27 protein-coding genes and 2 pseudogenes are annotated in these 26357 nt (G+C 62.3%); 16 read left to right on the top strand and 13 right to left on the bottom strand.

Annotated elements, in window-relative coordinates; genetic code table 11:
* Nucleotides 1-95 precede the first annotated feature (95 nt).
* Nucleotides 96-359 (top strand): GIY-YIG nuclease family protein, encoded by a 264-nt coding sequence (locus HRU82_14340; protein QOJ36048.1) that lies wholly within the window; start codon nt 96-98, stop codon nt 357-359.
* 12 nt (nt 360-371) lie between these two features.
* Here HRU82_14340 and HRU82_14335 read toward each other — a convergent pair whose 3' ends face one another.
* Nucleotides 372-1352, bottom strand: a complete 981-nt coding sequence (locus HRU82_14335) for a methyltransferase (GenBank protein QOJ37222.1) — start codon at nt 1350-1352, stop codon at nt 372-374.
* Nucleotides 1353-1549: 197 nt separating this feature from the next.
* Between HRU82_14335 and HRU82_14330 the strand changes: the two genes are divergently transcribed.
* The gene (locus HRU82_14330; GenBank protein ID QOJ36047.1) at nt 1550-2530 is read left to right on the top strand and encodes a tetratricopeptide repeat protein; all 981 of its coding nucleotides are present in this window, start codon (nt 1550-1552) and stop codon (nt 2528-2530) included.
* Nucleotide 2531: 1 nt separating this feature from the next.
* On the opposite strand, the gene HRU82_14325 is transcribed toward HRU82_14330, so the two are convergent.
* Complete coding sequence (locus HRU82_14325) at nt 2532-3761, bottom strand: TCR/Tet family MFS transporter (protein ID QOJ36046.1); 1230 nt, start codon at nt 3759-3761, stop codon at nt 2532-2534.
* Nucleotides 3762-3841: 80 nt separating this feature from the next.
* On the opposite strand from HRU82_14325, the gene HRU82_14320 reads away from it, so the two are divergent.
* The 5 genes from HRU82_14320 (at nt 3842) to HRU82_14300 (ending at nt 9400) form a co-directional block, all read left to right on the top strand.
* On the top strand, nt 3842-4756 hold the full coding sequence (locus HRU82_14320) for an AEC family transporter (GenBank protein QOJ36045.1): 915 nt from the start codon (nt 3842-3844) through the stop codon (nt 4754-4756).
* A 926-nt stretch (nt 4757-5682) separates the two neighbouring features.
* The gene (locus HRU82_14315) at nt 5683-6114 is read left to right on the top strand and encodes a hypothetical protein (GenBank protein ID QOJ36044.1); all 432 of its coding nucleotides are present in this window, start codon (nt 5683-5685) and stop codon (nt 6112-6114) included.
* 65 nt (nt 6115-6179) lie between these two features.
* Entirely contained in the window at nt 6180-6902 is a 723-nt protein-coding gene (locus HRU82_14310; GenBank protein QOJ36043.1) for a hypothetical protein, read from the top strand.
* 619 nt (nt 6903-7521) lie between these two features.
* Entirely contained in the window at nt 7522-8577 is a 1056-nt protein-coding gene (locus HRU82_14305; GenBank protein ID QOJ37221.1) for a DUF4157 domain-containing protein, read from the top strand.
* Nucleotides 8578-8686: 109 nt separating this feature from the next.
* A complete protein-coding gene (locus tag HRU82_14300) occupies nt 8687-9400 on the top strand; it encodes a phosphatase PAP2 family protein (GenBank protein ID QOJ36042.1) in 714 nt (237 codons plus the stop codon).
* Nucleotides 9401-9413: 13 nt separating this feature from the next.
* Here the strand turns inward: HRU82_14300 and HRU82_14295 are convergent, their stop codons facing one another.
* The 5 genes from HRU82_14295 to HRU82_14275 all read right to left on the bottom strand — a co-directional run bounded on the left by HRU82_14295 (nt 9414) and on the right by HRU82_14275 (nt 15880).
* Nucleotides 9414-12584, bottom strand: coding sequence for a hypothetical protein (locus tag HRU82_14295; protein QOJ37220.1), 3171 nt, complete (start codon nt 12582-12584; stop codon nt 9414-9416).
* A 331-nt stretch (nt 12585-12915) separates the two neighbouring features.
* On the bottom strand, nt 12916-13701 hold the full coding sequence (locus tag HRU82_14290) for a transporter (GenBank protein ID QOJ36041.1): 786 nt from the start codon (nt 13699-13701) through the stop codon (nt 12916-12918).
* Nucleotides 13698-14636 (bottom strand): hypothetical protein, encoded by a 939-nt coding sequence (locus HRU82_14285; protein QOJ36040.1) that lies wholly within the window; start codon nt 14634-14636, stop codon nt 13698-13700. Before HRU82_14285 ends, HRU82_14290 begins: the two co-directional genes overlap by 4 nt.
* Nucleotides 14637-14654: 18 nt before the next feature.
* Nucleotides 14655-15194 (bottom strand): DUF4396 domain-containing protein, encoded by a 540-nt coding sequence (locus tag HRU82_14280; protein QOJ37219.1) that lies wholly within the window; start codon nt 15192-15194, stop codon nt 14655-14657.
* A 119-nt stretch (nt 15195-15313) separates the two neighbouring features.
* Nucleotides 15314-15880, bottom strand: coding sequence for a sigma-70 family RNA polymerase sigma factor (locus tag HRU82_14275; GenBank protein QOJ36039.1), 567 nt, complete (start codon nt 15878-15880; stop codon nt 15314-15316).
* Between the two features lie 189 nt (nt 15881-16069).
* Between HRU82_14275 and HRU82_14270 the strand changes: the two genes are divergently transcribed.
* Together HRU82_14270 and HRU82_14265 are read left to right on the top strand one after the other, a co-directional pair.
* A complete protein-coding gene (locus HRU82_14270; GenBank protein QOJ36038.1) occupies nt 16070-16579 on the top strand; it encodes a hypothetical protein in 510 nt (169 codons plus the stop codon).
* 37 nt (nt 16580-16616) lie between these two features.
* Nucleotides 16617-17474, top strand: a complete 858-nt coding sequence (locus HRU82_14265) for a methyltransferase domain-containing protein (protein QOJ36037.1) — start codon at nt 16617-16619, stop codon at nt 17472-17474.
* Here HRU82_14265 and HRU82_14260 read toward each other — a convergent pair.
* Nucleotides 17471-17749, bottom strand: a complete 279-nt coding sequence (locus HRU82_14260; GenBank protein QOJ36036.1) for a hypothetical protein — start codon at nt 17747-17749, stop codon at nt 17471-17473. The genes HRU82_14265 and HRU82_14260 overlap by 4 nt on opposite strands.
* 195 nt (nt 17750-17944) lie before the next feature.
* Between HRU82_14260 and HRU82_14255 the strand changes: the two genes are divergently transcribed.
* The 5 genes and pseudogenes from HRU82_14255 (at nt 17945) to HRU82_14235 (ending at nt 20989) form a co-directional block, all read left to right on the top strand.
* Nucleotides 17945-18379 carry a hypothetical protein gene (locus HRU82_14255; protein ID QOJ36035.1) on the top strand — a complete coding sequence of 145 codons (435 nt, stop codon included), beginning with the start codon at nt 17945-17947 and terminating at the stop codon, nt 18377-18379.
* A gap of 64 nt (nt 18380-18443) precedes the next feature.
* A pseudogene (locus tag HRU82_14250) lies at nt 18444-19634 on the top strand (glycosyl hydrolase).
* A 5-nt stretch (nt 19635-19639) separates the two neighbouring features.
* Nucleotides 19640-20002 carry a TfoX/Sxy family protein gene (locus tag HRU82_14245; protein QOJ36034.1) on the top strand — a complete coding sequence of 121 codons (363 nt, stop codon included), beginning with the start codon at nt 19640-19642 and terminating at the stop codon, nt 20000-20002.
* Nucleotides 20003-20006: 4 nt separating this feature from the next.
* Nucleotides 20007-20582 carry a DUF488 domain-containing protein gene (locus HRU82_14240; protein QOJ36033.1) on the top strand — a complete coding sequence of 192 codons (576 nt, stop codon included), beginning with the start codon at nt 20007-20009 and terminating at the stop codon, nt 20580-20582.
* A 50-nt stretch (nt 20583-20632) separates the two neighbouring features.
* The gene (locus HRU82_14235; protein QOJ36032.1) at nt 20633-20989 is read left to right on the top strand and encodes a DUF2784 domain-containing protein; all 357 of its coding nucleotides are present in this window, start codon (nt 20633-20635) and stop codon (nt 20987-20989) included.
* Between the two features lie 65 nt (nt 20990-21054).
* On the opposite strand, the gene HRU82_14230 is transcribed toward HRU82_14235, so the two are convergent.
* Nucleotides 21055-21234, bottom strand: a complete 180-nt coding sequence (locus tag HRU82_14230; GenBank protein ID QOJ36031.1) for a hypothetical protein — start codon at nt 21232-21234, stop codon at nt 21055-21057.
* A gap of 410 nt (nt 21235-21644) precedes the next feature.
* Here HRU82_14230 and HRU82_14225 point away from each other — a divergent pair, with 410 nt between their 5' ends.
* The gene (locus tag HRU82_14225) at nt 21645-22832 is read left to right on the top strand and encodes a methyltransferase domain-containing protein (GenBank protein QOJ36030.1); all 1188 of its coding nucleotides are present in this window, start codon (nt 21645-21647) and stop codon (nt 22830-22832) included.
* A 2-nt stretch (nt 22833-22834) separates the two neighbouring features.
* The gene (gene arsS, locus HRU82_14220; GenBank protein ID QOJ36029.1) at nt 22835-23878 is read left to right on the top strand and encodes an arsenosugar biosynthesis radical SAM protein ArsS; all 1044 of its coding nucleotides are present in this window, start codon (nt 22835-22837) and stop codon (nt 23876-23878) included.
* A gap of 39 nt (nt 23879-23917) precedes the next feature.
* On the opposite strand, the gene HRU82_14215 is transcribed toward arsS, so the two are convergent.
* From HRU82_14215 to HRU82_14200, 4 genes and pseudogenes are all read right to left on the bottom strand, one after another.
* On the bottom strand, nt 23918-24343 hold the full coding sequence (locus HRU82_14215) for an arsenate reductase ArsC (GenBank protein QOJ36028.1): 426 nt from the start codon (nt 24341-24343) through the stop codon (nt 23918-23920).
* Complete coding sequence (gene arsB, locus HRU82_14210) at nt 24340-25473, bottom strand: ACR3 family arsenite efflux transporter (GenBank protein QOJ37218.1); 1134 nt, start codon at nt 25471-25473, stop codon at nt 24340-24342. Before arsB ends, HRU82_14215 begins: the two co-directional genes overlap by 4 nt.
* Nucleotides 25398-25970, bottom strand: a pseudogene (locus tag HRU82_14205) (hypothetical protein). Before HRU82_14205 ends, arsB begins: the two are co-directional and overlap by 76 nt.
* Nucleotides 25971-26025: 55 nt before the next feature.
* Nucleotides 26026-26346 carry a winged helix-turn-helix transcriptional regulator gene (locus HRU82_14200; GenBank protein ID QOJ36027.1) on the bottom strand — a complete coding sequence of 107 codons (321 nt, stop codon included), beginning with the start codon at nt 26344-26346 and terminating at the stop codon, nt 26026-26028.
* Between the last annotated feature and the right edge of the window lie 11 nt (nt 26347-26357).

Here is a 26357-nt window from a genome sequence, read left to right as displayed (position 1 = left end):
CATTGTGCTCCTCTCTCCCATCCACTATGATCGGCAGCCATCACCCGCGAGGAGCAGCCGGGACATACTACCTGCACCGCCTTGGACCACGGTACATGGGTTGGGTCGTTTATATCCTGGAATGCCGCGACGGGACCCTCTATACGGGCATCACGACCGACCTGGAGCGCCGACTGCGTGACCATGCCGCAGGGACGGCGGCGAAATATACGAGGGGGCGAGGGCCGCTTACCGTGCGTTACACCGAATCTACATCAGACCGACCCACAGCCCTTCAACGCGAAGCCGCCATCAAGGCACTGCCCCGTTCGGCGAAGCTGGCTTTGTTCGAACAGTCGCCGGCAATCCCCCTTTGGTGACCTCCCGGCCCGCTATTTAAAACCCACCACCATGCCGTCCGGTCCGGCCAATCGCTCGACCTTGGTGCGCCGGAATCCGACATCCTGCATCCAGCGGCGGCAGTCCGCGCCGGTGAAGTCGAAGCCGCCGTGCGTTTCGATCAACATGTTCAGGCTCATGAGCAAGCCGAAGGCGTTGCGACTGCGCGCATCGTCGATCAGCGCCTCGTGCACGATGAGGGCGCCGTTGGCCGGCAGGGCTTCGTAGGCCTTGCGGATCAGCATGATTTTCTCCTCCAAATTCCAGTCGTGGAGGATGTGCCCCATGATGATCACATCGCTCTCGGGCAGCGGATCCTTGAAAAAATCTCCGGTATGAAATCGCAGGCGTGCCCCCACGCCACGTTGTTGCGCATAGGCCTCGAAGATCGGGCGCACGACCGGCAGATCCATCCCCCCACCCCGGAGGTGTTTGTGCGCCAGCGCGATCTCCACCGCGACTCCGCCCTGCGCGCAGCCGACATCGGTAAAGGAGCGGTACTTCTTCCAGGGAAATTTCTTGGCAATGACCTGCGCCGCCCCAATGCTCAAACCGGTCATGGCCTTGAGAAACCCTTCGAGCCGTTCGGGGTCGGCATAGAGGGTGCCGAAGAAATCCTCGCCGGTCTTGACCTCGTTCTGCGCCTTCCCGGTCTGCAGTCCCTCGGTCAGCGAGCCCCAAAACCGGTAGAGCCGCGCATTCGCCATTTCAAGGATGCCGCCCACGTAGGACGGTTTGTTGCGGTCCAAAAACTTGGCAGCCTCCGGCGTATTGGCATAACGCCGGCCGGTCCGCTTCAACATGCCCAGCGCCACCAGAGCATCGAAAAAGTCCCGCGCACTGCGGGGATGCAGTTGCAAGCGGGTGGTCAAGGCTTCGGCCTCCATCGGTCCCTTGGCCAGTTCCGTGAAGAGGCCCAGTTCGACGGCGCTGAGCAGTGTCTTCGACCCCATGAACGCCGTACCCAGTTGCATGATTTTCGCTGGAGTCACGTGACGAGTCGCCACACCTCGCTCCTTTCACCGGAAAGTCCATCCATGTCGACGCTCCGCCGCGCCGCACGCGCGGCATTATCGGCCTCAAGAAGAAAATTCGTCAAGGCTGGAACGGTGGTGCCCGCCCTCGGGGCCGGGCCTTGACCCAATTACTCGGCAGGGCGCATGCTGCTGCCATGCAGAGTCAGGCCACTAGGACTCCGGCGCAGCGCCGGACTCTGTCGATCCTTGTCCTTCTCGCCTCCTCGATCGCGAGTCCCCTTCACGCCCCGGCATGGCCTGCCGAACGGTCGGAGACGGCGACCCTCTCGGGCCAGGAACTGCTGAAGATCGGCGAGATCCACGATGTGCAACAACATTGGCAGGAAACGCTCACCTACTACCGCCTCGCCCTCTCGACGTTCCGCGCCCAACAGCAGCCGCAGGGCATCGCCACATCGCTGGTGAAAATCGCCGCGGTGAACGAACGCCAGGGCAAGATTCGAGACGCGTACGATCTGCTCCGGGAAGCCGTGCCCTTGTATGGACGCACAAAGGATCGAGCAGGTCAGGCCCGTGCACTGCTCGCATTAGGCCGCATGTCGGCTCGGCTCGGGTACGGCGAGGAGGCGCGCTCCTCACTCTTGCAGGCCCAGGACCTCTACCGCCGAATCAAGCAGCCGGCGGGCCGCAATGAGACGCTGATCCACCTGGGACTCCTGGACATCGGCGAGGGTTCGATGGAACGGGGCTTGGTCTTGCTCCAGCAGGCGCAGCAGGATGCCCGGAGCCGCAAGGACATCGACCAGCAGTTGGCAACCTGGCTGGCGCTGGGCGACGCCCATGCGCTGGGCGATCGTCCGCAAGAGGCAGTTGCGGCCTATGACGCAGGCCTCGCCCTAGCGGAAGCGGAGCACCGAGTGGCTCTCGAAGCGAAGCTACAATTCCGGCTCGCCGCCGCAGCCGCCGCCGACGATCGGCTGGAGGATGGGATCCGGTCGGGAAAACGAGCGCTGCTGCTGTCGCAAACCCTGCACGATGTCGAGGCCGAAGCCGCCGCCTGGTCCCTGCTGCACGACTTCTATCGCCGAGCGGATCGGCCCGAAGCCGAAGAAGCCGAACAGCGCGCCCTCACGCTCTATCGGAACCGCAGCTTCTCCGTGCATGGAGGCAGATGACTCAGCCGACCGACCTGGTCACGCGCCAGGCCACCGCCATCGCCACCAGCAACATCATGCTCGACAGCAAATAGGGCGCGCCCGGAAGGTGCCAATCGGCCTGCGGCCCGATGAAGGCGGCGAAGGTTTGCGTGAAGAGGGTCGGGCCGATCAAACCGGCAATGCCGGTGAGGCTCGCAATCGCGCCCTGCAACTGGCCCTGTTCCGTGGGACGCACCCGCCTGGTCATGAACACCTGCGCCGAGGGGCCGGCCAGCCCCCAGAAGGCCATCACCGGAATGCCCAGGCAATAGAGTTCTGGAGTGGGCGCCAGCCCATAGATGGCGAAGCCCATCGCCCCGCACAGCAGGCCGGTGATCAAGGTGCGGCGCTCGCCCAATCGCGCCGTGATCGGTTTCACCAAGGCTCCCTGCACAACCATCGCGCAGGCCCCGACCGCCGCCAACGTAAACCCGACCGCCGACGGCCCCCAGCCGTAGCGATAGCCCAGATACAGCACTGCCACGCTCGGCAACACGCCGTGGGCCAGGTTGACTAAAAAGTTGGCGGTGGCGAGGCCGAAGAGTTCGTGGTGCGAGCGCAGGAGATTCAAAGCCCCCACCGGGTTGGCCCTGCGCCAGTTGAACGGCGCCCGGCGGTCGCGAGGCAACGATTCCGGCAGCACGAAGAACCCATAGGTCGCATTGAGCAAACTCGTAGCCGCCGCGCCCCAAAAGGGCCAACGAGGATCCACAGCCCCCAACAGCCCCCCCACGATAGGGCCGAGGATGAACCCCAACCCGAACGAGGCGCCCATCAATCCGAATGCGGCGGCGCGTTTGTCCGGCGGCGTCACGTCGGCGATATAGGCGCCGGCGGTACTGAAGCTCGACGAGGCGATGCCGGAAATCACTCGCCCCGCAAACAGCCACCCCACGTTGGGGGCCAGCGCCATCAAGATGAAATCGAGGCCGAGCCCCAGGTTCGAGAGCAGGACCACCGGACGGCGGCCGAAGCGGTCGGAGAGCGCCCCCTGAATCGGGGAGCAGACGAACTGCATCAAGGCCCAAGCCGTGCCCATGAGACCGTAGATCGAGGCCGCCATCGCCGTGTCGCCGCCCAGGAACTCCTCGACCAGCTTCGGCAACACCGGAATGATGATGCCGAACGACAACATGTCGAGCACGACCGTAACGAGAATGAAAAAGACCGCCGCGCGCTGCGGCGGCCCTGCGACCGCTGGCGAACTCATGGGCCCGGCCATGGTAACAGGCTCGCCGATCCGGCGCATAGAAAAAGCCGGCCACCGCTCGTTTCTGCTACTCTCCGGGCATGCCTGTGCCGCTCCAAGCCTTTCTGCTCATCTTCGTCGCCGGAGCAGCCCTCCGCTCAACGGGTGTGCTTGGGAAACCACATGCCGAGCGGCTGGCGTGGTTCGTGTTTTCCTTCAGCCTCCCGGCGACCATCCTGATTTCGCTCGACCGTACCGCCTTTGCGCCCACCGCCTGGAAACTGCCGCTGGCTGCCTGCCTCGTCACGCTTCCCATGTTGCTAAGCGCCTGGTGGTTGTCCCGCTTGTTGCGCTTGCCTCGCGCTACCCAGGGCGGATTTCTCATCGCCACCGGCTGTATCAATTCGGTGTACTTCGCCTATCCGGTCGCCCTCGCCACATTCGGCGAGCAAGGGTTGGCACAGGCCATCCTGTTCGACTTGGGGCAAACCACCTTGACGCTCACGGTGATCTACGGTCTCGCGGTGTGGTACGGAGCCGCAGGGGGCAGCATGAAGCCGGCGTTGAGGCGATTCCTGTCCTCCCCGCCGCTGTGGGCCCTTGCCGTGAGCCTGCTGCTCAGCCTCCTCGGGTGGCACCTGCCGGCATGGCTCCTTCAGGCCTTGACCCCGCTCCACCTCACGACCACGCCGCTGGCAAGCCTGGTCCTGGGTCTGGCGATCAGCTTTTCGGCCCTGCAGCGCACTCTGTCCTTGGCCTTGGTGGGTGTCGCCTGGCGGATGGGAGGCGGATTCTTGTTGGGACTGGGAGCGGCCTGGCTGTTGAGCCTTAGCGGGATCGAACGGGCGATCGTCCTGTTGGTTGCCGCGATGCCTTCCGCCATCACCGCCGTCATCTTCGCGACAGACACGAGTTTGGACGAAGACCTCGTCACGTCCATCGTGGCCCTGTCGATCTGCCTTGGCGTCATCCTCCTGCCCTGGTTACCTCACCTCGCGCAGTTCCTGGAGAGATAGACTGTGTGAACTTCGGCACGGCCTGTGAGGTTTTTGTGACGGGCAAGATTTGCCTGCTGCGGTTTGCGACAGCGTTTCAGGCCTGACAGCCCTCCCAGTGGCGCCATTTTCTTCCAACCGGCCCCTGATGACCGCCTCCAGACAAAGCAAACCTCGGTACGCCCCTTGCTCTACGTAGTGGGAAGGAGGAGGAACTCACCATGCATGACGCAGAACTGTGGGCCCGTTGGTATATCTGGCTCTTGGCCCTGCCGGTCGTGGTCATCGGCACGCTGATTCGCGATTGGGTGGGACAACGTCGCCTGCCGCGCACGCGCAAGAGGCCGTGAGGCTCGACGGCTCCGCGCCCTCTCGAATCACCGGTTTGATTGACGAACCGTCGATCTCCCACTTCGGACCTCAAGGCGAACCTGATCGCGGCGGAACGCGACCTTCGTCAGCTGTCTAGGGTCCATCTCCCGCAACTCCAAGATGGAGTCATCGGCACAATCCCCGGCGATACGAGATCCGTCCTCAGCAGCCGCCCGAACTCGTCGCATCCCATCCTGCCTATGATCTCGACGGCGAACTCATGCTCTCGCCCGCGCACACTCAAGTCGTGGGAGTTCATTATCATGCAGACCATCCGGTTGGGTCCTGCATGGGTATCTGGCCACACCGTCGGATCCGAGTCTTTCAAGAAATGGAACGGTTTCTCTCCGCCCACCTCGACGAGGCCGTCTCCACAAACTCCCTGCACAACGAGGAGTGAAGGGCTCGGCTCGGCCCGTATCGGATGCGATACGCGTTTGTATCCGATGCGATACCGCTTTATCGATTGCTCGGCTTCCCTCTCCCGTCAATGCACGCGCATCTGCCTGATCTGAGAGAACCCGACAGCAGGGCGGGCTGTGGCGCAGAGTTTGCCTCCTCCGGTCGCATCAACGATGACCACAGAGAACATGGAGGTCCCCATGGATGCGCATGACCATCGCTCTGGGTTCAGCCTTCCCCCGGTAACATGGGTACTCCCGCTCATGATGCTGACCTTGCCGGGCTGTGTCCCCCCGCCGCCCCATCAATTCGTACCGGGCGGACCGATGGGCGAAGCGAGTCAAACTCTCCCGGCCCCCCGCCCAGCCGGTGAGGAAGAGGTGCGGGCGATGTTGGCCGAATCGTCGCGCGCGCTTCAACCGACTTCGGATCCCCTCGATTTGCCGCCACTGCTGCGACGCATCGAGGAGACGGCCAATTTCAGACAGAGGCAACGGCTGATCGATCGTTATCATCATGCGGCACTCCTCCTGCCGGTCGAAGCGCGCCATCAAGCGTTTCAGCAATTGCGGGAGACGATCGACCGCCAAAGGGGCGGCCAGTGATCGTCGCGTAGCCCAAGCGCACGTGCAAGGAGCAGCTCTTGTCGCTCGGAAGAAAGGATGCGGCCATGACATACAGACACAAGACAACCCAGGTGGTGCTCGGTGCGTGCCTCGCATTGGCCGGACTCTGTCTTGCCGCACGGTCCGTCGAGGCCCACGATTGGTTGGGCGACTGCGTGGTCGATTTCGATCATTCGTTCGCACTGACCTACATCTACGGCCAGGCGAGAGGAAACTTCGGCTCTTCGACCGGCATGAATGCAGCCGGCGATCTGGAGGTGTGCGACCCATCCACGCATAGTGCCTGCTGGACCTATCGCCACCGCTGCTTCAACAATTACATCAACGTGGAAGACATGACCTACGGCCATATCCATCTGGTCTTCGACAGTCCCAGTCTGCTCGCGCCGTGCTTTTCAGATCCGGGCGACGGGTATGGAGCCGGGTATGGGCGACCTGTGGGGAACGGCTGCGTGGCGGCAGACTGGATCCATGAACCGAGAACCCTAGGCACCCACGCGAAGGACCATTGGATCAAGATCTGGATGGAAGATCGGGTCACGCATCAACCGAGGGTGTTCGACATGCCGATCATCCGCGTCGCGGGCACCGAGCCGATCCAATTCTGGTTCCGCAAGAACGATAGAAGTTGGTGGTACTGGTCGAACCTCGCTCCCAATCCCTGGTTGGTGGGCGGCTGGGTGTACGACGTGACGGAGGTGCGGATCAGAGGCGCGCAGGCCGCGAACGGCCCGTACTTCATCGGGGCGTTTTTGATCTTGGACTAGAGGGGATCGAAGGATCTGAGGATCTGCACCCAACGAAACAAATGGTGCGCGTTCAACGCGGGAGCGTCGTCCATCGGTGGCAAGATAAACGGCTGGGCCTTTATGGTCGTAGCGACGCTCATCGTTGCACCTCCCTTATGACCGGCAGTCGATTGTTGCGGTTCACTGAACGCTTGTCACTGGCGACGCATCACAAGAGATGGTTGCTGGCACCGCTTTTTATTTCCAACCTACTGTTTACCCCACGACTTGGTACCGATCACGTGTGCCCGTAATGAGTTCGGGCCGTGAGCTTGCACTCTTCGACGATCCGCCGGATACTTAGTGGCAGGTCACAAACGATGCATAGAACGAGACCTGACTTCGGATATTGACTCGACCGGTTGCGAACCTTCCCGCACAGGACCTGGAGGCCTGATTAGCCATGCGCACGCTTGCACACAGACCCACGGCGACTCAACGGGCTGAGCGGCCTGAGCACATGATGGGAAATTACACCCTCTCGCGGATGCTGCGGCACCCTGCGAACGAGCGCGACAGCGTTTCGACCGGGCCGATATCAGATCGCTTCGGACACGACTTTGGCCGGATCCCCGTCGATCCCCTCAACGCAGCACGCATGCAGAGGAAACTCGTCATCAACAAGCCGGGGGATGAATTCGAGCAGGAAGCGGACCGCATAGCCGACCACGTGCTGCGCAAGCCCGGGACGAAGGCGCAGCAGCCAAGCCGAGCACAGGAGCGCCTACAGACCGCGCGCGTCCGAACCGGCGAGACGGAGCCGCTTGCCGCGCCGTCCATCGTGCAGGCAGTTTTGGCTAGTCCCGGACAGCCTCTCGACGCGGCGACTCGAGCTTTCATGGAGCCCCGCTTCGGCCACTCCTTCGCCAACGTGCGTGTCCACAGCGATGACCGCGCGGCGGATTCGGCCCACGCAGTCGGCGCCCGAGCGTACACGGTGGGCCCTCACATCGTGCTCGGGGAGCAAGCCCCGATGCACTCCTCTGCCGGCCGTCACCTGCTCGCTCACGAGCTCGCACACACGATCCAGCAGGGCGGCCAGTCCAATTCCGGCGAAGATGCCCGTGGTCCCGTCTTGCAGCGAGACGTACTCGGTGCGGTGGGTGAGGCCCTCACCACGCCCTTCGAAAACCTCAGGAATCCGACCGACTTCCTCGCGCAACCCCTGACCGCGGTGTTTGACGGGGTTGTCACCAGCAACATCGCTGTCGCCGCGGCGATCTCTGTGCCGGGGAACTGGCACTCGACCGTGCTTGAGTATGCCGTCGCCAACCCGCTTGACGGCGCCATCCTGATCCCGGCACTGGGACGGCTCGCGAGCTTTTGGCGTGGCGGCTGGATCATGTCCCTGCAACCGGGGGCGGCGGCCATGACCCTCGACGATGACGTCTTCGTGTCGGGCAATCTGAGCCTCTCCACATTCGTGCACGAACTCGTGCACGTGTTGCAGTACACGATCCTCGGCAAAGTCGCGTTCCTGGAGAGCTACTTCGGCTTGAGTGGCGCGACCATCGCCTACCGCTGGGCAACGGGACAGCCGCTGAACGTCATGCGCAGCAGCCCACACGAGGAGCAGGCATATAACCTCCAAGCTCGCTTCAACTCGTGGTATGCGGCCAACAAGGGCGGCTCGGCCGGCTCGGTGACCGTGTAAATCAGTCCGACCTTCCCCGCAAACATTTACAATCAGGCCGGGCCTCGCGTATCTTGCTGATTACGTACTTTTTCTTCACCAACTGGGCACGGGCCGCTATGATGCGCGGATGAACAGTTTCGATCGGGCCATTCTCAGCTTCTTCAATCAGTTCGCCCAATACTCCTGGACCATCGACAGCCTGATCATGACGATCAGCGACAGCGACCTGCTGAAGGGGTATCTCAGCCTGCCGCTGCTCTGGTGGGCCTGCTTTCGCGGGCCCCGGCAAGAGGAGGATCGACGAACGGTCTTACTCACGCTCGCGGGCACCCTGTCGGCGGTGGCGGGCGCTCGACTTCTTCAACTTACCCTGCCCTATCGGGCCAGGCCGATCCACACCGCCGACCTGCAGTTCACCCTTCCCTACTCCATGCCGGCTGATTTTCTCGCAGGATGGAGTTCTTTCCCCAGCGACCATGCCTCCCTGTTCTTCGCCCTCGCAACCGGACTGTGGCTGGTCTCTCCGCGGCTCGGCCTGTTCGGGTTTCTGCACGCGGGGCTGCTGGTGTCGTTTCCGCGCGTCTATGTCGGCCTCCACTTTCCGACCGATATCCTGTCGGGGGCACTCCTGGGGGTGACTGCTGTGATGGTGATGTGGAAATGCCGGGGGGGGTTGATACACGGGTATCTCGACGGCATCTTGCAGTGGAGCCGTTCCAGCCCGCACCTATTCTATCCCGCGTTTTTCATTTTGACTTCCGAGCTGGCGCACCTCTTCAAGGACTCCCGCTGGCTCGCCGAAAATCTCTGGCACCTCGTCAAGGCAAGCATCGGTCACTGATTCACGCCGCCGCTCAGCTGGTCAGCGATTCGTGCAGGACGGAGACTTCCGCATCCTTCGGAAATGCGGCGCCGAGTCGGATGGTCCGAGCCGGACCCCGCAGGGTGACACGCATCCGGCGGCCATCCCAGGCCCAACCGATCGAGCCGCCCGGAAGGGCCAGACCGGACACGGCCATGGGCTCTGAACGCCAGTCTGCAACCATCCCGGCCCCGATCACGACCGTGGAATCGGGCCCCTGCTCTTCCACGTAAGCCAGCATGTCCTGCTGCAATTTCAGCAGTAGGGCCGCCGCCTCATAGTCCGGCGAGACTACCGCTTCATTGCGCCATCCCCTGGCGAATTGCCATCCGTCCGCGATCTCCTGCCGATTCGAGCGCGGAGCGTCCCACGTATAGAGTCCGGGCGAGGCTTGTCGATTCCACAACCGCCGCAACAGGGCCCAGACGGCCTCCGGCTGCTCCAAACGTAACGCTTCGTGAGCCCGGGCCAGCTGCCCGACGATGGTCGACGAGTCAGAAGGGGGCCGATAGGCCACCATGGGCAGGATCTCGGCCAAGGCCGCATGAATCGACTCCGTTGGTTGCTGCCGCTCCCAGCTCTCGTGCAAAGCTTGAGCCTGGGTCCGCCATCGGACCGCCTGACGAGCCTTACCGAGACGATCCGCAAACTGCGCTGCGGCCAGGAGGCCGCGATAACTGACGGCATTCACATACCATGTCGGCCATTCTTCGCCCACGCGCCCCACGATCAGCCCCGCTCTCGCCGGTTGGGCGACCAGTGCGGTCTTGGTCCGTTGCCCATGCTTGAAGTTGTGCGGAGAAGGGACCGCGTAGGTTTCCACGACCGGCTCCTGTGCCGTCAGCATGCGCTCGATGCGCCCGGCCTTTCTCACGATATGCGGCCACAACCATTGATCGTGCACGGGATCGGCAATATAGACAGCCGCCTCGGTGAGGGCCCAAATCGTGAGGCCTGGTGCATCCGCCTCAGGCCCCGCGCCGCCGCCGAAGTCATGCGTTCCCAGGAATTGGGAGAGGGCACGGCTGACACGAGGATCTCCAGCCCGCGCCAGAGCGCTGGCAATGTAGGCCCCCGGGCGATGCCAGGCGCGATAAAACAACACCGGGTCTCCCGGCCTGGTTTCATCGTCGACCAGACTCATCATGAGATGGGCAGTCTGCGCCTGCATGGAGGCGTGGAAGCGCGGCTCCGGTAGTGTCAGCTGAAGCGGCTGAGGCGCCGGGCCGTAGAAGGCCTTTCGCTCTACGGGCGCCAGCCTGTCGGATACGACCACCCGGATTTCTTCTCCGATCTTTGCCGCCTTGTCGGAGAAGGTCAGGCGGGCATAGCCCCAACCAGACTCCCCGCTCCAGGAGCGGCCGGACGACGCCGTGGTCATCCACCCCGTGGCATTCTCGTCTCCCAAGGCCACCCTCTCGGGCGAAGGGCTCGCGCGCACCGACCAACGATGGTTGATGCCTACCAACCCGCGCTCCCATTCCAGCGACGTCACGGGGCCGCCGGCAGGTCCCACGCTCCTGATGACCACGGCGGGCACGTGATGCGTGCGATTCGTGAAGCGCAGTTCCCAGTGCGTCGCATCGAGCCTGGACCAGGTGGCCTCGTAATAGGGTGTCTGCGTGGCGATGGCCGGCACCTGCGGGTGAGCGGACGGCACGAACTCCTGGTGGATCTCATGCAAGGGGATCGTCTTGCTGGTCACCACGGGATTGCCCTTGTCATCACAGAGCCAGAGCGACACGCCAAAACTGGATAGCTGCGGGCTAAAGTCTCCGCCGGGCTCATGGTAAGCCGTCCCGCCTTCCGGAGCGCCGGGTACCGCAAGCGGCACATGCCCGACCGATCGCGGCCACAAGCGATCGGGATCCTGGCGCATCATGTCGGTCATCAGGTGGCGTTGCGGCGTGAATTGCATGGCCTGGTCTCTGGCCGTTTGAAACTGCTGCCAATTGTTCACCGCGACAGAGACGGCGAGCAGTCCCGTCAGCGCCACGACCACACGACGGCCCGATCCGAGCGTGCCCAGCGCCCCCACCGCCAAGAGGAGAGGAACGAAATTCAGACTGTACGTAAAGGTCTCTTCGCCGTAGAGCAGGTGCAGCACCAATTCGAACGCCAGCAGGCCGCCCAACACCTGCCGGAATCTGAGCTGGCGCCCCGATGTCACCAGGCGCCACCCGCCGATGAGGAACAGGGCCGACCAAAGGCCGACGGCGAACAGGCTCAAGAGCCCGGCCGACCCAGGCCTGGAAAACTGGAAGGTGAGGCGTTCGGGCAGCCGAAACGAATCGTCCGTGGCCTTGACGTAGGCGTCGTCCTCCATGAGTCCCACATGGGGTGCCACGACGCTATGAAAGAAGAACGAGGAGAGTACCTTCAACGGTCCCCCGGCTTGCGGATGGTTGATGAACGACTCCTCGCCGCGTGCGCCGATGAAAAACTCCGCCGTCGGAAAGATGATTTTTTGCACTCCCCACAGCAGCACCACCACACAGAGGGCATTGACGGACAGTTGTACCGCCTGCTTCCACGGCCAGCGTGCGAGCGTCATCAACAGGCCGGCCATCCAGTTGGTGACCGTGACGCTCAGGCTGAAGGCGCTGGCCACGACATAGGCCGCCGCTCCGAGCGGACGGCGCTCGGTGTAGAGGACGAGCAGGAGCGTCAGCATGATCGACAAGGAGCCCCAGGTATAGGAATTGGGAATCGGAAGCCAGAAGAGGGACGAGGCACTGGCAAGGCCCAGCAGGGTGAAAATGAAGGCATCGAGCCTGCGACAGCCGATCAGGCGAACGAGGGCATACAGGGCCCCCGCCCACAGGCCGGCCACGAGCGCGCTGAGCAAGACGGCGGCCTGCAGAGGATCGAGACCCAGCCCCTGCTTGAGCAGATACACGGGCACGAAGGTGATGAGCGAGAACAGGGGGTGGACCGAGGTGCGGTAGTGATCGTCCTGCACGCGGGTCATATTCGACACTTCGCGGAGTGTGTCCGCCTCGAACCAAAGGTCCATGGACTGCAGGAGAAACGGCGGAATCCTGCTCACAATCGCGAGACAACCCACGCTCACCACCACCGCCAGGAGTCCCGCCACCAGCCAATCTCGACGATCCCATTCCCACGGGTCTGCGGTGCGCCCGCACCCGGACGGCCGGCGCAGCTCCCCGCAATCCTGCGCGGCATGCGGGGGACCATGGGTCTGCGCGCGGTGAGAACGATGGAGTTGTGCGTGATCCATAGGTACGAGCGCCCTGCTGAAACAATACCGCCGCTAAAAAAATACCGGCCCGTCATGCAGTCTGGTGGCTGCAATGCCAAATGGAGTCGCTGTGAGGGAAGTGGGACCGGTATCTGGGATTAGGAAAGAACGACTCTATGTTCTTAACAGACGAAAGCGGGCGGTGCAACCAGGCAAGCCGGAATAGATCCGTTTCGATCGTTGGCGCTCTTTGGCGCGTGAAACTGTTTCGACCATGCGACAGTCACCCCGCTTAAAACCCGACGGACAGGCCCACCGTTCCCTGCAGGGCGGTTCGATCGGATGGGCCGACGAACTCCGTGCCGATGCCGCCGTCGAGCACCATGCGCGAGGTCAATTGGTGGCGAATTCCGACCTCGACGCCGGTGTGGTTGCGCAGGCCCTGGAGATCGGACTGACGGGTGTAGATGCTGACGATCAACGTGTCACGAAAACTGTTCGGATACCCAAGGGGGTAACTCACTGCCGCGACAGCACGATAGGCGCCGGGCCGCTCCTGTCCCTGCGGCGAACCGATCACGGTATACCCGGCATTGAGGTGCGCCCGGAGATGTCCGAACGAGCGTGTGAGGATGCCGGTGACCTGGGTATCCACCCCCTTCGAATTGACGCCGGTCGGCAGGTCCGCCTCCACGCGTAGGGCCAGCGCCGGGAGCATAATCGTCTCCGTATTGAAGTTATACAGCACGCCCAGGTGGAGATCGCCCGACTTGTTGGCACCGACGATCGAACGGGGATCGGTGAACAGGTCGCCTTGAATCTCGATCTGCGTATTGTCGAAGGCGCCGTAGATGATCTGCGGTTGAAACGTGACGCTGGTCCGCCCCGTTCGACGGTCGTTGAAGCGCACGCCGCCCTCTAGCCCGATCTCGCCCTTCGGCACTGGGTACGCGTCTTCCATTCCGATCGGCCGGTTGGGATCGAGGTTGTCATGGTCCAACGCCGCTGCCGACGCCCCTGTCAAGACCGCCGCACAGGCCAGCATGCGAATCAGAATTATTGTGAGCGCCGGTTTCAATGGTGATGCTCCTCGCCGGATGCGGCGCGCTCGATCATCGGATTCGTCGCATCGGCGCTCGCGAGGTAGTAGTTGTTGAGTACTCGATAGATCTCGGCGCGCTTCGCCTCCCACGTCGGCAGCCGTTCGCTGGTGAGAATGTCACTGATGTTGTCGTGCAGCATGTGCAGATTGTCGAAGATGTTGGCCAACTCCGGATACCGAGCGGCAAAGGCCTGGCTGTAGTCCGCCGTCAGCGGCATGAAGGTCCAGTGCACCGGCGGACGCGCGAGGTAGCCGCGATACGTGACGAGGATCGGCCTCACCGCCTGCGTTTTCGCTGCGAGATCGGGAGCGGCCTGCAAGGGGTCATACACGGCCACCTGCAGATAGTGATAGGACCAGATGGTCGCATTAAAGAGGGGAAACCGCTGCCTGAACGCGCGCGAATAGGGGAACTGATCCAGCCGACGGTGGTCCAGACGCTTCGAGGTGATCGCGTAGGCGCTGCGTCGGTAATAGGCCAGTACGTCGCGGATCGCTCGGTCTTTGTCCGGCTCGTCGGACACGACAATGTCATACGTCGCCCGATGCAGGGCATGCGCTTCGTCGAACGTGTTTTGCGCCCGCCACGCCAGCTTCATGTAGGTCGGCGCAATGGCTTCCTCGTTGGGATTCAACCGAGGTTTCGTGGCGATGAACGCCAGGGTTTCCTTGCGCGCGCGCTCCTCGATCGCAGGCACGTCCGACCCACCCGTCAGCAACAAATTCTCGTAGAGATTGGAATGGCCGAAGTCCACGCCGTTGAACTCGCTGTCGAGTTCGGCAAGGTCCTCCCGCAATGCGAAATTCCAGAGCGCGCGATAGTAGAATCGTTTATCGCGGGGTTCGAACTGGGTACAGGCGGCGAGCGTGACGGCGGTGACCGCCGTCACGATGAGGATCATGATCCGCATGGGCGACCGTACGCCTCCTCAGCCATGGTGGTGGGCATGGACGAGCGCATGCCCCTTGCCCCTCGCGATCAACCAACGGTTCACCGGAAGTGCCACGACTCCAGCGAGGAGCAACGCGACGCCCAAGCTCCCCCAAAACAGGGGATCGCCCAGCCCCGCTTCCATCGCGCCGGGAATCACCATCATTATGGCATTGTCCGCCAACTCCATCGTCGCCATGGACAGGGTGTCCGATGCCAGGGCCAGTGAGAGCGCCGTTCCCCAGGCCATGCCGGACCGGCGCAGAGGCCACAGCGTCATGGCGTACCCAAAGACGAAGGCCAGGAAGACGGCCAGCCCGACCGTCGGCCAATTGCCCCATCCCAGAGCGGTCCCCAGGACCATGCCCAGCACTTCCCCGATCGTGCAACCGGTCAAGCAATGGAGGGTCGCTATGAGGGCCGTGCGGTTGAGGGACGCACCGCCATCTCCGCTCGCTCGGTGGCAATGCTGATGAGGAACCTCATGGTGAGTGGCTTCGTTCGCGAGGATCGCTGTGCTTGCTTCGTGTGTAACCATCATCCCCTCCCTGCCAGTGGTTGATCATGTCCTTGCAGCCCTACAGACGGAGCGGAAGACGGAATCTTACAGTGCCGATTTTCGAGGTGCGAAATGGGCCGATGCGAGGGGAACGGCTGTTACTCGCAGGTGCAATTCAAGCAGCCATGCCGAGTGCAGACACCGCAGGATCGCTCCAGGGCGGTCCGCAGGGCTTGCCGCGCACGATGGAGGCGCACGGTGAGATTGTTGACCGTCACCGCCAACTCATCTGCCACGGCCGCAGGTGGTTGACCGTCGAGATCGATCCGCCGGATTAGGTCGGCATAGGCGGGACGCAAGGACGGGAGGAGGCGCTGGAGGCAGGCGCAGATCGTCGGACGCAACTCATCCAGGGCCGGGGTCCGGTCCTCACCGGCGGTGACGAGTTCCTGCAAGAGGGCATCGGTTTTTCTGTTCTCCGCGGCCCGAGACCGATAGGTATCGATAATGGCATTGCGGAGGATGCGATAGAACCAGGCGACGACGTGCTCCGTCTGTGGGCGGGCATGTTGCCGCTCGACGGCCCGCAAGAGGCTTTGCTGCAGGATATCTTCGGCCAAGGCTTCGTCCGACAGACGCCGGCGGACGAAGGCCCGAAACTCGGACTCGTGGCTCAGCAGGTCCTGAAGGATCTGCTTCCACTCCTGCCCTGCAGAATTCCCCATCTTCCATTCCTCCCACCGAAATCCGACTGCCCATCCGATCCATGACTCCGCTTGTACCAAAATACGTCGATCTTGCCAACGGCCCCCTGTTCAGTCGTGACACAAGGCCGCAAAAGGGCTTGATATGACCATTCGAGACATGCTTGACTGGCACGACAGTGTTCTCGCTTGGTTGGATGGAGGGTTTGCATGCCGCATGGAATGGTTCGTGGTTTCTGGGTCCTCGCCGTCCTGCTCCTCTCACTTCCTTCTCACGCCGCCGACATCCCGGACACCGTTCTCGCCCCCCTGAAATCCCTCGTGGGAGAGTGGAAGGGGACCGACAGCGAAGGCAAAGTCTATAGGGTTACCTATGCCTACAGCTCGGGCGGCACCAGTCTGACGGAGACCTTCGTTCCGCCGGACACCCCCCCCATGACGACCATGTATTACGGCGACGGCGAGCAACTGATGTTGACCCACTACTGCTCTCTCAACAATCAGCCGCGCCTGCGCACGAACTGGCCGAAGGAGACGGACAAGGAGCGCCCGTTGGTGTTCACCTTCCTGGACGCCACCAACCTCAAGAACCCGAGCGACGTGCACATGCATCAGTTGACCATCGAGATCAAAGACCACGACCATTTCACCCAAACCTGGATCTTGAGCAAGGCCGGGAAGGACGTGCCGAAAACCTATACCTTCGAGCGCGTGAAGTAAGGTCTTCACGGACCGCCGACCCTCACAGGAGTACCCCATGCCGTCACCAACTCCGCAGGAAGTGATCGACTCGCAACGTCAGGACTGGAATCGCGTCGCCGCCGGGTGGGACAAGTGGGATCAGTTTTTCAATCGTAACATGACCTTCATCAACCACCGTCTGGTGGCCGATGCGCGGCTGCGGCCTGGGTTGCGGGTCTTGGATCTGGGGTCGGGGACGGGATACCCGGCCCTGCTGGCCGGTGAGGTCGTGGGACCAGAGGGCAGCCTCGTCGGGATCGATCTCGCCGACTCCATGTTGGAGGTGGCGCGACGGAAGGCGAAGGAGCGGGGGCTCACCCACGTGACCTTCCGCACCGGCGATGTGACGGCCTTACCGTTTGAAGGCGGGTCGTTCGACGCCGTCATCAGCCGATTCTGTTTGATGTTTTTACCGGAGATCCCCAAGGCGATTGCGGAGATCGTGCGGGTGTTGAAACCGGGAGGCTATGTGTCGGCGGCTGTGTGGGCCGGACCGGATAAGAATCCCTATCTTCGGATTCCCATGGATATCATCAAGACCATCATTCCCTTGCCGCCTCCCGACCCTGAGGCGCCCGGTATCTTTCGGCTCGCTCGCCCCGGCGACCTGGCCGGCATGTATGGGCGGGCCGGTCTGACGGGAGTGTGTGAGGAAGAATTTACCGCCGAGGTGACGTTCGCCACGGCGGAAGAATTCCTCCGGAGTTTGATGGATGTTGCCGCGCCGATTCAAAACTTGTTCGCGAAGCTGACGCCGGATCAACGGACGCAGGCGGAACAGGGGATCATCTCTGCCGTGAACGACCACCGACGGCTGCAGGGCATCGTGCTCCCCATAGCCGTCCGGTTGGTCGGCGGGCGCAAGGCCGGTTAGTCCTTCATTTTTTCTTTCAGCTCGTTCACTTTGCCCTTGGCGCGCTCACCCGCGCCCTTGACCTTGCCCTTGGCCCGTTCCAATTCGGCCTTGGCGTCATTGCCCTTCATCTCTTCCTTCAGCGCCTTTGCCTCGCCCTTCATCTCTTCGAACTCGGCCTTCGCCTCCCCCTTCCCCTTTTCGATCTGGGCCTTTACCTCACCCGCCCCGGCATTGAGCACGAATCCCGACAACATGCAGATCGGCACGATTGCTGCGGTGATGACTGTACGCATGGCCCCTCCGACTGTAAGTGGTGAACTGCTGGTACGGTTCTACTCCTGTGGAGCACCGGCCCGAACTGGTCAAATCCCTAGTTGCAAGCCGACCCGCCCCCAGGCGAAATCGTCCTTGAATTCATCGTGCGAATTGACCAAGCTTGCCTCTCGTCCCATACGTAGGGCAAGCTCCCAACAGGAAGGAGGCCGTTCATGCGACAGATCCTCTATGCCGGCGTCATCGGCGTGTTGCTGTTGAGTTCCGGTGGGTGCAGTTACTTGTTTTACCCCCAGGCCAAGGAGTTCGCCGAACGGGCCAAGGGCGCCGACAACGTCGAGACCCTGCTCAACCTGACGGCGATGATGGAGTCCAGCGCCAAGGCCGCGCAAAGCGGATCGGGCCATGACCAGGGCCTGCGCGATCTGCACAACCAGTTCCATGCCTTTGACGACTCGCTCTGCGCGGTGGACAAGACCAGGCGCGAGACACCTGCCTTTGCGCTTGCGGTGACCCACAACAAGGAGCTCTGGGCCATCTTCAAACGGACGTGGAAGTTCAAGGACGAGCAGCCACAGCGGAGCCAACACCTTGAGCTGTTCGCCACGGAAGTGCGCGAACTGCGCGAGACCTTGCAGAAATTGAAATGACCGGAAGCGGCCCTCTCCCCCTCGCCCGTCACGCAGGGGAGGCCGCAACCAAGGAACGGTCCCCATGCCGCGTATCGGCTCTCAGGCCGGCAGACCCGCTCCCCGCGGACTGCCGGCACTCCTCATTGGGACCCGCAAGGGTGCGTTCATCTTGCAGGGAGACGAGGCACGACGGCGCTGGGCCCTGTCCGACCCGATCTTTCTCGGTCATCGCGTCCACCATCTGGTGATGGACCCGCGGGACGACCACACTTTACTGATGGCCTGTCGCGCACCGGGCCTTGGCCCCACGGTCTTCCGCTCCGTCGACCGGGGAATGAGCTGGACCGAGGCGTCGGCCCCGCCGATCTTCTCCAACTCCCTGCGCAGCCTGCCGGAGTTGACGATCGACCATGTCTGCTGGCTATCGCCCGGCCACCCCCGTGAACCGGGTGTCTGGTACGCCGGTACTTCTCCGCAGGGCCTCTTCCGCTCGGAAGACGGTGGCGTCAGTTGGTCGGGCGTCAACGGGTTCAACGAGCACCCCCTCCGTATCGAATGGACCGGAGGAGACCGACCGGGTGCGACCCTGCACTCCATTCTGGTCGACCCGAGAGATCGGACGCACCTCTACATCGGGCTGTCCTGCGGCGGGGTCTTCGAAAGTTTCGACTGCGGCGTCTCCTGGTCCCCGCTCAACCAGGGCTGTCGCGCCGACTTCCTGCCCGTCGCCGACCCGGCGTTCGGCCATGACCCCCACTGCGTACAACTCCACCCCTTGATGCCCGATCGCCTGTATCAACAGAATCACTGCGGCGTGTACCGCATGGATCGCTCCGACGGCCGATGGGTCCGCATCGGCGAAACCGTGCCGGCGGAGGTCGGGGATGTGGGCTTCCCGATCCTGTTGCATCCCCGCGATCCCGATACGGTCTGGATCTGTTCGATGGATGGAGGGGCGTTGTGGTCCAGGGTAAGCCCGGGAGGCAAACCGGCCCTCTATGTCACCCGCGATGGCGGCAAAAGCTGGGCGAGACAGGCCAAGGGATTTCCAACCGCACAGGCCTGGTAGACGGTGAAGAGGCAGGCGCTGACCTGTGACGACTACGAGCCGCTCGGGCTGTATCTCGGCACGACGAGCGGAGAGGTGTGGGGCAGCCGCACCGGCGGAAACCAATGGAGCTGCCTAGCCCGCCACCTGCCGGACGTTGAATCCATCCAGGCCGTGAGGTTCCCGCACGAAACCATCAGCCTGCCATCGGCGGCAAGGCGGTGACACGGATGAGCCCGGCGCGTCGAACCAGCGTCGATAGTTTCATGACGTTCGTGTTGGAGCAGCTGTGCGCCGATCGCCTCGTGACCTGCCGCGCCATGTTCGGCGGGTATGGCCTTTACTATGGGACCACCTTCTTCGGCATCATCCACAAGGGGCGGCTGTTTTTTCGAACCAACGACGTGACCCGCCGGGCGTACCTTGCGCGCGGGATGCAACCGTTTCGCCCACATCCCAGACAGACGTTGAAACGGTATCTCGAAGTCCCGGTGGAGGTCGTGGAAGATCGCGAGCAACTCACCTGCTGGGCCACCCAGGCGGTGACGCTGCCCACGGCACAGCTGGCATTACCGTTCACGCCGTCCGCCTAAACCCATGTCCATGAAGAAACCTTTCCTGGCGGCGCCGCACCTCTGGACCATCGGCCATTCCACCCGCTCGGCCGATGGGTTCCTCCAGCTCCTCACGACCCATGGCATCCGGCTCCTCGTCGACGTTCGCCGCTATCCAGGCTCACGACGGTTTCCGCATTTTTATGCCGATCAATTGGCCGAACGGCTGACCAGGGCGGGATTGTCGTACGAGCATCTGCCGGCCTTAGGCGGCCGACGGCCAGCTCGTGCCGACTCGATGAACCTCGGTTGGAGAAATGCGAGCTTTCGCGGTTATGCCGACTACATGGAGACGGACGCGTTTCAGCGAGCCCTCGACCGGCTGGCAGCCCTCGGCAGAGAAACGCCTGCAGCCGTCATGTGCGCGGAAGCCGTACCTTGGCGCTGCCACCGCTCACTGATCGCCGATGCTCTCCTGGTCCGCGGCTGGGAAGTGCTCCACATCATGGGGGGCAATCAGGTCCTGCCGCACCAGCTCCCGGCGTTTGCCGTGGTGCAGGGGGAGCGGCTCCTCTATCCGGCAACGGCTGAGCCGGACTCAGCACCGCGGCTGTTCTAACCCAGGTACTTCGTTGCGTTCTCTCGTATGTTGCGGCAGACTGCCCGGCCATGGCCTACCGTCTCGCGGCCGATCTCGTGCTGCTACTCCATCTGGCATTCGTCCTGTTCGTCGTCGCGGGAGGATTCCTGGTTCTGAAGTGGCCGCGCCTGGCATGGCTGCATGTGCCGGCCGCACTCTGGGGAGCCTTGGTGGAATTCACCGGGTGGGTCTGCCCGCTGACCCCACTCGAGTCGTCACTGCGGGTTCTCGGCGGCGCCTCAGGGTATGAGACCGATTTCATCGATCAATACTTGGCTCCTTTGCTGTACCCTTCGGCGCTCACTCGCGAGGTTCAAGTGCTGCTGGGCGCGGGCGTGGTACTGATCAACGCGCTGATCTATGGGAAAGTCTGGCGAAGAAGGTGAATGAAGCTCGCCGCCCCCCGGCACAAGATCGGATCGATAGGCATCAGGGCGACGGCCCGACGTGATCAGGCAACCGACTCACTGGCGTCCGCCTTGTCCGACTCCTGCGGCTCCGCGGCGATTTGCGCCATCAACCGCTCCCTGAGAGCAGGAGGAGGCGCAAGAAGCGGCCCATCGAGCAGAACAGGTTCGTCCGCACTCGACGGCGGCGAATGATGCCCCTCTGTTCTCGCCGGTTCAGCCATTCGCTCATTCCTCGCACAAAACCCTTCAGAAACTCTATCACCGGCTTCTTCCTCGCAACGCGACTTTTTTCATCTGCGGCAATCCAACGAGCGATCTAAGGTCCCGGAGCGCGAGAAGAACGAGTTACTGGGCGCCTTGGGCCCGATGAAAAGCGATATCGTCGAAAAGCCCACCGCCACGCAGCCGAGTAACAGTGATTGGAGTACACGGTACGCCGCGATGGACGGACAGGAATGGGCCGCCCTATCGTTCTAACTGACTGATGCCCCGGCAGGAGGTCTCATCGGACCTCCTGCCGGGGCAAGTCTCCTGCACGGCCTACCTCGCCCGCGTGAGGCCGACATTGACTCCCGATGAGGAGAGTTGTTACTACAATATGACCTGCCACGTCTTCGAAGGAGTACATCCCATGTCTATCGACGATATCACCCAGAAAGTCAGCGACCGGTATGCCCGCGCCGCCGGCTCAGGGGAACAGATGTGTTGCCCGACCGGGTACAACTTTGAAGACCTGCGTTCCTTCATTCCCGACGAGGTGCTAAAGATTTCCTATGGGTGCGGCACGCCGGCGGGCCTGGACAACGTGCGGACCGGCGAGACGGTGCTGGATATCGGCTCAGGCGGAGGGATCGACTGTTTTGAGGCGGCCCGCCGTGTCGGACCGAGCGGCCGAGTCATCGGCATCGACATGACCGACACCATGCTGGAAATCGCCCGTCGCAATGCGCCCCTGGTCGCAGCCAATTTGGGCTATGGGGCCTCGAACGTGGAGTTTCGGAAGGGCATGGCCGACGCGATGCCGATCGCCGATGCGAGCGTGGATCTGATCATTTCTAATTGTGTCATCAATCTGGCTCCCGATAAACACAAGGTCTTCCGCGAGATGTATCGCGTGATCAAGCCCGGCGGGCGTTTCACCATTTCGGACATCGTCTCCGATCAAGTCGTGCCGCAATACCTGGTGCATGACAGCGCCAAATGGGGCGATTGCCTGTCTGGTGCCTTACAGGTGCAGGATTATATCGGCGGCATGGTCGATGCCGGGTTCCGCGGGATCCACCAGGTCAAGGCCATGCCCTGGCAATCGATCGACGGCATTCATTTTCTGTCGGTCACGCTGACCGGGTACAAACTCCCCGTCCCTTCCGCGAGCAGCGCCTCTCTCTATGCCACCCTCCGCGGCCCCTTCTCGGCCGTCACCGATGAGTGGGGACAGCGGTACCAACGTGGCATCCCGCAGGTGATCGACGCCGCTCAAGCCCAGCTACTCGATACGGAGCCGTTCCGTTCGCTCTTCGTGATCGGCTCCTCACCCGTTCCCCTCGATGCTGCGGATCCTCGCTGGTGCGCCATTCTGCCGGAGGAGGCTCCCTGCGTGTGGCAAGGCGACTATGCCGTTCTCGGCGGGGCGGTCATCCATGCGGAGGACGACGACCACCACCACTACTATCGCGGCGTCCCGCTGGAGATTTGCTCCAAGACCCGAAAAGTACTCTCGACAGAGGAATATCGCCCTCACTTCATCATCTACAATCGATCGTCGACCGGAGTCGAAGGAACGGCCATCACCTGTAGCGCGACGGGGGGCTGCTGCTGAACATGGCCGGCCTGAGCCTTCTTGCGCGGCGGGATCCCCTGGCAGCGCCTTCTGAGCAGTTACGCCTGTTAACCGAAAACCAGGTCTGCCCTTCCTTTGACCAGGCGCTTGATCGCGCAGGTCTCTTTCCGCTCCACGTCACGGGCCTTACGACGTTACAGGTCAATGTCGGGAAGCTCTGCAACCAAACCTGCCGACACTGCCATGTCGACGCGGGGCCTGACCGCACCGAGGTCATGACGAGGGAGACCATGGACCTCTGCTTGCGCGCCTTGGCCCAGACCGAGATTCCCACGCTCGACATTACGGGAGGCGCTCCCGAGCTGAATCCACACTTTCGCTGGCTGGTGGGACAGGCACGATCGCTGGGCCGCCATGTGATGGATCGCTGCAATTTGTCCGTGCTGCTCGTGCCGTCTCAGGCGGACTTGGCGGAGTTCCTGGCGCAGCATCGCGTAGAGGTCGTTGCCTCTCTGCCCTCCTACCGGGCTTCGCAGACGGACGCACAACGTGGCGAGGGCATCTTCGACAAATCGATGGAGGCCCTGCGGCGACTGAATCAGGTGGGATACGGCCGAGAAGGGACGGGCCTCATCCTGGATTTGGTCTACAATCCGGTTGGAGCGTTCCTTCCGCCCAAACAGGAGGCGATCGAGGCCCAGTTCCGCAAAGAGCTGACCACTCGTCACGGCATCAGTTTTACGCGGCTCTATACGATCACGAACATGCCCATCAGTCGCTTCTTGGAGTTTCTGGTCGACAGCGGCAACTTCGAGGGCTACATGGAACGGTTGGCGGCGGCCTTCAATCCCGCCGCGGCGGCCGGCGTCATGTGTCGTTACACACTCTCGGTGGGATGGGACGGCACACTCTACGACTGCGACTTCAACCAAATGTTGGACTTGCCGGTCTCGCTGCAGGCGCCACGGCATATTCGGGACTTTGACCCGGATCGCTTGCAGCACCGTCCTATCGTCACCAACAATCACTGCTACGGCTGCACGGCAGGGAGCGGGTCCTCCTGCGGTGGGGCAGTCACCTCCTAAAGCCGCATACCCCTGAGGACCGGCCCTCCTGAGCCGCCGTTACTCTTCGGCCTCCGATGTGTCCAGAAACCGCTTGATCCGGTCGCCGATTTCATCGCGTACTCGCCGAAAGAGGGCTCGGCTGGATTCGGGCGAGTCCGTGCTCGCAGCCGGATCGTCGAAACTCCAGTGGAGCACATGCGTCGTCCCAGGCCACACCGGGCAGGACTCCTTCGCACGGTCACACACCGTAATCACATGGTCGAACGTCTGCGACCTGAATTCCGATACATGCTTCGAGCGCTGCTGTGAGACATCGATTCCCACCTCGGCCATTGCCGCGACCGCTCCCGGATTCAGCCCGACCGGTTGCGTGCCTGCGCTGAACACCTCGAACCGGTCCCCTGCCAGACGCCGCAGCCATCCTTCAGCCATTTGGCTCCTGGCGGAATTTCCTGTGCAGAGAAACAACACCCGCTGCTTCATCCTGCAACCTCCTGCGCAAACCAAGACCTGGTGCTATTGCACAGACTACAGACCGACAACATCACCGGCACCTCGACCAGCACCCCCACCACCGTCGCCAAGGCCGCACCCGACTCCAGACCGAACAGGGCAATGGCCGTGGCGACCGCCAACTCAAAAAAATTACTCGCGCCGATCAACGCGCCGGGGGCCGCGACGGTATGAGGAACTCGCCACCGATGCATCAGACCATAGGCCAACCCCGCATTCAGGTACACCTGCAACAGAATGGGCACCGCGATCAGCAACACATGACCGGTCTTGTTCAGGATGTTCTGCGCTTGGAAAGCAAAAATCAGTACCAATGTCAGCAGCAGCGCCGCAATTGTCACCGGTGCGAACCGCGGCAAACAGACTTCCTCCAGCCATCGTCGACCATGTTGCCGCACCAGCCGCGCTCGAAGCGCCGAGCCGATCGCCAAGGGAATCACGATGAACGTGACGACCGAGTAGACCAGCACATCGAACGGAACGGCCAAGGACGACGCGCCGCTGACCAGCAGCCCGACGATGGGCGCAAACAACACCAGCATGATGAGATCGTTGACGGCCACCTGGACGAGCGTATAGGCAGGATCACCGTCCGTCAGGTAACTCCAGACAAACACCATCGCAGTACAGGGAGCAGCCGCCAAAATAATCGTTCCAGCGATGTATTGATCGGCCTCCGACGGGGTGATCCAGACTGCAAAGACGTATCGGAAGAACAGCCAGGCCAAGAACGCCATGGAAAAGGGTTTGACCAGCCAATTCACGAACAACGTGATGAACAGCCCAGCGGGACGTTGTCCCACATCACGGATCGCCCCAAACTCGACCCTCATCATCATCGGCACGATCATGAGCCAAATCAGGAGCGCAATGGGGAGATTGATATGGCTTCCCTCCCAAACCTCAGCATCCCTGAGGCCGGCAACGACACCGGGCGCGGCCTGCCCAAGCAAGACACCCACCACCATACACACAGCAACCCAGAGGGTCAGGTAGCGCTCAAAGAATGACACAGTGCCTCTCCTTATGGTTGAACAACCGCCGGGTGGCTCCCAGCCGCAACCATCGGCTTCTTGGCTCGGATAAAGGCGCTCATGAATTTCCCCTCGACTTGGGCAATCAAGAGGTCACTGGTCAGCTCCGTGCCGACGAGGGACGCCTTCACATCATCGGCATGGTAGATACGGGTCGGCTCAACCCCGACCTCCATAAAGCCGGTTTGACGGAGCAGCTCGCGATATTCCGACTCCTCCAGTGCCCCGGCGACACACCCTGCCCACAATTCAAGGTTCCGGCGAATCTCACTCGGCACCGCTCCCTTCACCACGATGTCGGACAGCGCTAGCCTCCCGCCGGGACGCAAAACGCGAAACGCCTCGGCGGGCCAAGGCCGTCGGGTTACCACAGCCCAACGAAGCAGCTACCGCATCAGCCGGCACCCCTCCGCGTTCCTCCTCCGAATACAGGTTGGAGGTATAGGATCGATCTTCGTCAACGCCGGCGACGCCCCACAACAGGCACTGCCGCCGCTGGTCGCCCGTTCGGCCGCCGCCCCGTATTTTTCCTTCACGAGTTTTCGAATGGTTTCGGCATCCATGGTCGAACCTCCCTTGCATCAATCAAGTTTTATTGATACATCGCATCAAAAAAAATCAGCCGCAGCTTGCGGCACGACGAGACCGTTTCTGCAGCCTAAATGACTCGACTAGCCCGCTCAATTCCTCGATCACATCGGTGTTCAGACTGTAGTACATCCACCGCCCGTCACGACGATCCACAATGACGCCCGCGTCCTTGAGAACCTTCAGGTGAAACGACAGCCTGGATTGTCCGGCCTGCAGATGATCCGTCAGTTCGCACACACAGCACTCCCCACCGCGCAATTCGTCGAGGATGTCGAGGCGAGTCTGGTCGGCAAGCGCGTGAAACAACGCCGCCGCTCGCGCCGGATTTTTCATTGCCGTCCCTCTCATCACAGTTGCCA

The organism is Nitrospira sp. (assembly GCA_015709715.1).
In the GTDB taxonomy this organism is placed as follows: Bacteria; Nitrospirota; Nitrospiria; order Nitrospirales; family Nitrospiraceae; genus Nitrospira_A.
Note: the sequence above shows the minus strand (reverse complement) of the source record. Positions and strands in the feature narration are given on the sequence as shown.